Source organism: Pseudomonas sp. NFR16 (assembly GCF_900108875.1).
Taxonomy (GTDB): domain Bacteria; phylum Pseudomonadota; class Gammaproteobacteria; order Pseudomonadales; family Pseudomonadaceae; genus Aquipseudomonas.
This window is the reverse complement of the sequence record NZ_FNYJ01000004.1, coordinates 431,381-440,047: the sequence shown is the minus strand read 5'-3', so window position 1 is coordinate 440,047 and position 8,667 is coordinate 431,381. Positions and strand designations below refer to the sequence as shown.

Sequence of the window (8,667 nt, the reverse complement as noted above, 5' to 3'; positions counted from 1 at the left end):
CAGTAGGATTGGCTTCAGCCGGGAAGAGGCCGGCTGCATCACCCCCATTCTGCGGCGTGACAACCGACGGGTTCCCGGCTAAAGCCGGTCCTACGCGGTACGCGATTTGTCAGTAGGACCGGCTTCAGCCGGGAAAAGGCCGGCTGCATCACCCACATTTCTACGGTGTGACAACCGACGGGTTCCCGGCTAAAGCCGGGAAAAGGCCAGTCGCATCGCCCACATTTCTATGGCGTGGCGACCGACGAGTTCCCGGCTGAAGCCCGTCCTACGTTAGTCATGAGCAGCGCATCAGGTGCGCGCGGCAGGTCTGCGGTTCTGGCCTAGTTCCCGGCCAGGCTCGGTGGCATGCAAACGCCCGTGCCGCCAATGCCGCAATAGCCCTGTGGATTCTTCGCCAGGTATTGCTGGTGGTACGCCTCGGCGAAGTACACGGTCGGCGCCTGGTCGATTTCGGTGGTGATGGCGCCGTGGCCGGCCTTGGTCAGTTCAGCCTGGAACACCTCGGCGCTGGCTTTGGCTGCGGCCAGTTGCTGCGGGGTGGTGGCGTAGATCACCGAGCGGTATTGCGTGCCGATGTCGTTGCCTTGACGCATGCCCTGAGTTGGGTTGTGCAGTTCCCAGAACATCGCCAGCAGCGCTTCGTAGCTGACTTTTTCCGGCTCGTACACCACTAATACGACTTCGCTGTGGCCGGTCAGGCCGGAGCAGACTTCTTCATAGGTCGGGTTGGGCGTGAAACCGCCCGCGTAGCCGACGACCGTGCTGACCACGCCTTCACGTTGCCAGAAGCGACGCTCGGCGCCCCAGAAGCAGCCCAGGCCGAAAATCGCGAATTCGACGTTTTCGAAGAACGGTCCCAGCAATGGACGGCCGTTGACGAAGTGGGTTTCTGGCAAAGCCATCGGGGTTTCACGGCCCGGCAAAGCCTGCTGGGCGGTAGGGAGTTCGTTTTTGTTCACAAGAATTTCCGAGCGCAAGACCATGAGGCAAATCCTCTCTGGGGGCAGGACAACCGACAGGGTTTGTCAGTGAATGGCAGATATGGGGTCAGTTTCAGCGGATACAAATGCAGGGCGGCAAGTGTGCCGTACCACAGGTGTGCGGGGAAGGCCTCAGGCTGCAGGACCGCGTGGATAACGCCTGAGGGCGTTGATCAGGTCCTCACCCGGAATCGGCTTGTCGAACAGGTAGCCCTGACCCACATCGCAACGGTGGCGACGCAGAAACGCCAGTTGCTCGGCTGTTTCGATGCCTTCGGCGACCACCGTCAGCTTGAGGTTGTGCGCCATGGCGATCACCGCCGATGTGATTTCCATGTCGTCCTGATCATCCGGGATATCGCGAATGAAGCTGCGATCGATCTTGATCACGTCGATGGGGAATTTCTTCAGGTAACTGAATGACGAATAGCCGGTACCGAAATCGTCCATCGCCAGGGTCAGGCCGAGGGTTTTCAACGACTCCAGTTGCAGGCGCGTGTCTTCGGTCGCCTCCAGCAGCAGGCCCTCGGTCAGCTCCAGTTCAAGCAGCGACGGATCGAGTTGCTCCTCGCGCAGAATGTTGGCGAGCGAGTCGACCAGTTCCGGGTCCGAAAACTGTTTGGGCGATACGTTGATGGCCACATGCAGTTTGCCGTAACCGGCGGCGGTCAGTTGCTTGCTCATGCGGCAGGACTGGCGCGCGACCCATTTCCCGATCGGAATGATCAGCCCGGTCTCTTCGGCCACGCTGATGAACTGGTCCGGACGGATCATGCCTTTTTCGGGATGATTCCAGCGCAGCAGCGCTTCCATGCCCAGCAGGCGACCCGTTCGCAGGCACAGCTTGGGCTGATAGAAGACCTCGAGTTCGTTCTGAGTCAGCGCGCGGCGCAAGTTGTTTTCAACGAAAAGCTTGTAGCTGGCCTCGGCGTTCAGCGCCTCGGTGAAGACTTGCACCTGGTGTTTGCCGTTGGCTTTGGCCTTGTGCAGCGCAAGACCCGCGTTCTTCATGAGTGTCTGCGGGTCGCGGCCATGAATGGGCGCGCACGCAAGGCCGACCGAGCCGGTGACGCTGATCAACTGGTTGTCGACGAACATCGGTTTGTCCAGCGTCGTCAGCACCTGACTGGCAACACGCTGGCCTTCCTCGGGCCCAGTATCGTCCAGCAGCACGGCGAACTCGTTACTGGCGAAGCGCGCCAGAATGCCGGTAGGGCTGAGGCTGTTGCGCAAACGCCGGGCCAGGCTGATCAGCAGTTTGTCACCGGTCTGATGGCCGAGGCTGTCGTTGATGCGCTTGAAATTGTCTATGTCCACCAGCAACAGGCTGATCGGCGTCTCCACGTCGCGTGCGAAGTGCTCGTCAAGCGTGCGAATGAACGCAGGACGGTTGCCCAGATTGGTCAGGTTGTCGGTGTATGCCAGGCGCTCGATGCGCTGTTGCGAGAGCTTGGCCTGGGTGATGTCTTCGTAGATGCCGATGTAATGAGTGAGCTCGCGGTTATCGCCATACACCTTGGAAATCGACAGTTGGCCCCAGTACGGTTCGAGGTTCTTGCGCCGGCTCTTGAATTCGCCCTGCCAGCTGTTGCCGCTCGCCAGGCTTGAGTTGGCGTCGAGCAGCAGCGAACCGAGATTTTCCAGTGCCGGCAGTTCCGACAGGCGATGGCCGTGGACTTCATCAGCGGTGTACTGAGTGATCTCGGTGAAGCTTGGGTTGACGTACTCCACGACGCCGTCGCAGTTGACCAGCAGGAATGCGTTGGCGCTTTGCTCCACTGCGCGCTGAAACAGGTGCAAGGCATTGGTGGCAGTGCGTCGGTTGTGGTTATTGATCGCTTGAGCAAACTGGTCGGCCAGCTCACCGGCAAACGCGATTTCATCGGACTGCCAGTCGCGCGGCGTGCCCGTCTGTTCGAGGCACAACACGCCGATCACCTGGCCGTCTATGCGGATGCTGGCGTCGAGGATAGCGTTGATGTCACGAGGGCCCAGGCTCTGGGCCAGCTCACGGGTGCGCGGGTCGAGCTGCACATCGTTGGCATCGATGGCGCGACTGGTGTGCAAGGCTTCCAGATAGCTGGGGTAACAGCTGATGTCGATCGGCGCGGGCTTGTGGTATTGATCCGTTTCGCGGCGATATTCGGCAATGGGTTCCAGCGTCTTGCCGTTGAGATTCCAGATCGCGGCGCGGTCGATGTCGTAGATCTCGCAGGCGCTTTTGGTGATCAGTTCGGCCGCTTCTTGCAGCGAATTGTTGGAGCTGTAGCGATGGCGCGCCAGGCGCAGAATCAGGCTCTGTTGTGCGCGCACGCGCTCCAGATGCTGTAGCTGCTCGTGCTGAGCGCGCTGGTTGAGCTCCAGAGCGATCTGCAGGCGCGAATTCTGCACTTCCAGGTCAGGGCTGAACGCCAGTTCGCTGGCGTCGAAGACTTCATCGACCACCATCAGGTAGCCGCGCAGCAGGTGTCGGTTATGTTGCTTGTAGCCTTCGCCGATCTCGAGCAGGCCCAGAGGACCGCGCAGCGTGTGCAGGGTGTAGCGGATCAGATAATGGGTATTGCTCGCCAGCTGCATCTGCACCGCGTCGTGCAGTTGATAGCGCGCTTCAGGCTCCATCAGGCTGGCGTAAGGCGAGCCGATCAGCGCGCACAGCTCCATCGCTGGCATGCTGAAGTGCTTTTCGCAGTTGGGGTCCAGATAAAGCATGGCCCAACTGGCTTCATTAAGCCGCTCGAAACGCAGCATGCCGAGCCGCGAGGGCACCGGCAGCTGCGTCACGACCTCGGCCGCCGGTCTTCCGGCAGCATCAGGTTGGCTTTTCATGAAGGAACTCGCTTTAAGAGTACGGTCGCGCATGGGCAAGGAGCCCATCGTTAAATCGCGTGTCGCAAGGTTGCATCATGGCGAACGGGCTGACAAGTGAGCGCGATGGCTTAGTGCTATAAATCTGTCGGCAAAACGGGGTTTAACTGAAGGTTGTTGGTCGGATTTGTCGGAATGGGTTGGTAAGTGGTTGTTATTAGTGTCCGACCGGCTCGTTGGGAAGCACCTGGGCCTTGGAGATTTTGCTGCGTTCCCGGCAGGTCGCGGGCAAGCGCGCCTACAATTCAAGAGAGCGTCAAACCCACAAAACATCCGTCCAAAAAAAGCCCCGCCAGATAAGCGGGGTTGAGGTACGAGCGTGGCAGCTCGAAAAACTGCGAAGGCCCGCTCAATGAAGAGCGGGCCTTTTGAGGCTTACAGCAGGATCGTGCGGATATCCGCCAGCACTTCGCCCAGACGCTTGGTGAAGCGCGCAGCAGCGGCGCCGTTGATCACACGGTGATCGTAGGACAGCGACAGTGGCAGCATCAGACGCGGCTGGAATGCCTTGCCGTCCCAGACCGGTTGCATGGTGGCCTTGGACACGCCCAGGATCGCGACTTCCGGCGCGTTGACGATCGGCGTGAAGCCGGTGCCGCCAATGTGACCCAGGCTTGAGATGGTGAAGCAGGCGCCCTGCATGTCGTTGGCCGACAGCTTTTTGGAACGCGCTTTTTCAGCCAGCTCGGCAGCTTCCGCAGCCAGTTGCAGCAGGCTCTTCTGGTCAACGTTCTTGATCACAGGGACCAGCAGGCCATCCGGGGTGTCCACCGCGAAACCGATGTGGAAGTACTTCTTGCGAATGACGGCTTTACCGCTTGGCGCCAGCGAGCTGTTGAAGTCCGGCAGTTCCTTGAGCAGGTGCGCGATGGACTTGAGCAGCAGTGGCAGCACGGTCAGTTTCACGCCAGCTTTTTCAGCGACGGCTTTCTGCGCAACGCGGAAAGCTTCCAGGTCGGTGATGTCGGCCTGATCGAACTGAGTCACGTGCGGGATGTTCAGCCAGCTGCGGTGCAGACCGGTCGCGCCCAGTTGCATTAGGCGGGTCATCGGCACTTCTTCGATTTCGCCGAAACGGCTGAAATCGACTTCCGGAATCGGTGGGATGCCCATGCCGCCGGCAGCGCCGCCAGCGGCTGGCGCGTCCTTGGACTTGGTCATGATCGATTTGACGTAAGCCTGCACGTCTTCTTTCAGCACGCGACCGTGCGGACCGGTGGCCGTCACTGCGCTGAGCTCAACGCCGAATTCACGCGCCAGCTGACGAACAGCCGGACCTGCATGAACCTTGGCACCGCTGGCTGCAGGTGCAGCAGCCGGAGCAGGAGCGGCTTCAGTTTTTGCGGCTGGAGCGGCGGCTGGAGCGGCAGCAGGGGCTTCAGCCTTGGCCGGAGCCGGTGCTGCTGCCGGAGCAGGAGCAGCAGCCGGCGCAGCGCCAGCGACCTTCAGTTTCAGGATCAGGTCGCCAGTGCCGACTTCATCTTCGACCTTGACGCTGATGCTCTCGACGACGCCTGCCGCTGGAGACGGGATCTCCATCGAAGCTTTGTCGGATTCCAGAGTGATCAGGGACTGGTCAGCCTCGATGCTGTCGCCGACCTTGACCATCAGCTCGATGATGCGAGCCTTGCCTGACGAACCGATGTCCGGAACGTGGATGTCCTGAACAGCAGCTTCGGCGGCTGGAGCTGGCGCAGCAGGGGCAGCGGCTTCGGCCGGTTTTTCAGCGGCAGGTGCCGCCGGTGCAGGCGCAGCGGCAGCCGGTTCAGCAGCGGGTGCGGCGGCAGCTTCGCCTTCCGCTTCCAGTTCGAACAGCTCGTCGCCTTCTTTCAGGCGGTCGCCCAGCTTGACCTTCATGGCCTTGATGACGCCAGCCTTGGGCGCCGGGATTTCCATGCTCGCCTTGTCAGACTCCAGCGTCAGAACGCTCTGGTCCGCTTCGATGCGATCACCGACCTTGACGAACAACTCAATGACTTCACCTTCACCGTTGCCGATGTCGGGTACGCGAATTAGCTCACTCACAATGTCTCTCCTCAGGAGAACCTGTTCCTCGACTGCGCTGTTCCATTTGCGACGAAACAGCCTGGATGCTCATTTACCGAAGTAAATTCCGCATCGCCGGCTGTTCCGCGCAATCTGTCAGCGCTCTATACGATCTTCACGCAGACGCTCAGCAGTCCAGCGGGTTGCGTTTTTCAGGGTCGATGCCGAACTTGGCAATGGCTTCGGCCACGACCTTCGGTTCGATATCGCCGCGATCGGCCAAGGCTTCCAGGGCGGCCAGCACAACGAAGTGACGGTCGACTTCGAAGAAGTTACGCAGCTTCTTGCGGCTGTCGGAACGGCCGAAACCGTCGGTGCCCAAGACTTTGTATTCCTTGGTCGGAACCCACTGACGGATCTGGTCAGCGAAGAGCTTCATGTAGTCGGTCGAAGCGATCACCGGACCTTTACGGCCGTTGAGGCATTCTTCAACGTAGCTCAGTTGTGGCTTCTGGCCGGGCTTCAGGCGATTGCTGCGCTCCACGGCCAGGCCGTCGCGACGCAGTTCGTTGAAGCTGGTGACGCTCCAGACATCGGCACCGACGTTGAACTGCTCGCGCAGGATCTTCGCGGCTTCGCGTACTTCGCGCAGGATAGTGCCCGAACCCAGGAGCTGCACGTGGTGCGCCGCTTCCTTGGTGTCTTCTTCGAGCAGGTACATGCCCTTGACGATGCCTTCTTCGGAACCGGCCGGCATGGCTGGCTGGACGTAGGATTCGTTCATCACGGTCAGGTAGTAGAAGACGTCCTGCTGTTCTTCGAACATCTTCTTCATGCCGTCCTGAATGATCACCGCCAGCTCGTAGCCGTAGGTCGGATCGTAGGTGCGGCAGTTCGGGATGGTAGAAGCCAGGATGTGGCTGTGACCGTCTTCGTGCTGCAGACCTTCACCGTTCAGGGTGGTACGACCGGCGGTGCCGCCGACCAGGAAGCCACGGGTGCGGCTGTCGCCTGCGGCCCATGCCAGGTCGCCGATACGCTGGAAACCGAACATCGAGTAGAAGATGTAGAACGGAATCATCGGCTGGTTGTGGCTGCTGTACGAAGTACCTGCAGCGATGAAGGAGGACATCGCGCCTGCTTCGTTGATGCCTTCTTCGAGGATCTGACCTTTCTTGTCCTCGCGATAGAACATCACTTGTTCCTTGTCGACCGGCTCGTACAGCTGGCCCACGGACGAGTAGATGCCCAACTGACGGAACATGCCTTCCATACCGAAGGTACGGGCTTCGTCCGGGATGATCGGAACGATGCGCTGACCCACTTCCTTGTCCTTGACCAGCTGCGTCAGGATGCGCACGAAGGCCATGGTGGTGGAGATTTCGCGGTCGCCGGTGCCATCAAGGATGGCCTTGAGGGTTTCCAGCGGCGGCGTCGGCAGGCTGAAGCTCTCCGCGCGACGCTGTGGTACGAAGCCGCCCAGCGCAGCACGACGCTCGCTCAGGTAACGGGCTTCGGCGCTGCCTTCTTCCGGTTTGAAGAATGGCAGGGATTCGAGCTGATCGTCTTTGACCGGGATGTCGAAGCGGTCGCGGAAGTGACGCAGGCTGTCCACGTCGACTTTCTTGGTGTTGTGCGCAGTGTTCTTCGCTTCACCGGCGCCGGTGCCATAACCCTTGATGGTCTTGGCCAGAACCACGGTCGGCTGACCTTTGTGGTTAACCGCCTGATGATAAGCAGCGTACACCTTGTACGGGTCGTGGCCGCCACGGTTGAGTTTCCAGATTTCGTCGTCGGACATGTCCGCAACCATCGCCTTGAGTTCTGGCGTGTTGAAGAAGTGCTCACGTACGAAGGCGCCGTCTTTGGCCTTGTAGTTCTGGTACTCGCCGTCGATGACTTCGTCCATGCGACGTTGCAGGATACCGTCGACGTCCTTGGCCAGCAGTGGGTCCCAGAAACGTCCCCAGATAACTTTGGTCACGTTCCACTGAGCGCCGCGGAACACGCCTTCCAGTTCCTGGATGATCTTGGCGTTGCCGCGCACCGGGCCGTCGAGGCGCTGCAGGTTGCAGTTGACCACGAAGATCAGGTTGTCCAGCTTCTCGCGACCGGCCAGGGCGATGGCGCCCAGGGATTCCGGCTCGTCGGTCTCGCCGTCGCCCAGGAAACACCAGACTTTCTGCTTGCCTTCCGGGATATAACCGCGGTGCTCCAGGTACTTCATGAAGCGCGCCTGATAAATCGCCTGGATCGGACCCAGACCCATCGAAACGGTCGGGAACTGCCAGAAGTCTTTCATCAGCCACGGGTGTGGATAAGAAGACAGACCGTTGCCATCGACTTCCTGACGGAAGTTGGTCATCTGCTCTTCGGAAATACGGCCTTCCATGAATGCACGGGCGTAGACGCCTGGCGATGCGTGACCCTGGAAGTAGATCAGGTCGCCGCCGTGTTCGTCGGTCGGGGCCTGGAAGAAATAGTTGAAGCCGATGTCGTACAGGGTCGCACTGGAAGCGAAGCTGGAGATGTGACCGCCCAGATCCGGATCGCCGATGTTGGTTTTCACAACCATTGCCAGGGCGTTCCAACGTACCAACGAGCGAATGCGGCGTTCCATGAACAGGTCGCCAGGCATGCGTGCTTCGTGGGTGACAGGAATGGTATTGCGATAAGGCGTAGTGATGGCGTAAGGCAGCTGCGAACCACTTCTTGTGGCCAGCTCACCCATACGGGTCATCAGGTAATGAGCACGGTCTTCGCCTTCTTTGTCGAGAACCGATTCCAGGGCGTCCAGCCATTCCTGGGTTTCGACGGGATCGAGGTCTTGCAT

4 protein-coding genes are annotated in these 8,667 nt (G+C 60.1%); all 4 read right to left on the bottom strand.

Annotation, left to right across the window (positions count from 1 at the left end):
* Positions 1-323: 323 nt before the first annotated feature.
* Positions 324-986: a peptide-methionine (S)-S-oxide reductase MsrA gene (gene msrA / locus BMZ10_RS18010; protein WP_093465224.1), complete on the bottom strand. Its 663-nt coding sequence runs from the start codon at positions 984-986 to the stop codon at positions 324-326.
* 129 nt (positions 987-1,115) lie between these two features.
* On the bottom strand, positions 1,116-3,809 hold the full coding sequence (locus tag BMZ10_RS18005) for a putative bifunctional diguanylate cyclase/phosphodiesterase (protein WP_093465221.1): 2,694 nt from the start codon (positions 3,807-3,809) through the stop codon (positions 1,116-1,118).
* Positions 3,810-4,223: 414 nt separating this feature from the next.
* A complete protein-coding gene (gene aceF / locus BMZ10_RS18000) occupies positions 4,224-5,873 on the bottom strand; it encodes a dihydrolipoyllysine-residue acetyltransferase (RefSeq protein ID WP_093465218.1) in 1,650 nt (549 codons plus the stop codon).
* 148 nt (positions 5,874-6,021) lie between these two features.
* Entirely contained in the window at positions 6,022-8,667 is a 2,646-nt protein-coding gene (gene aceE / locus BMZ10_RS17995) for a pyruvate dehydrogenase (acetyl-transferring), homodimeric type (RefSeq protein WP_093465215.1), read from the bottom strand.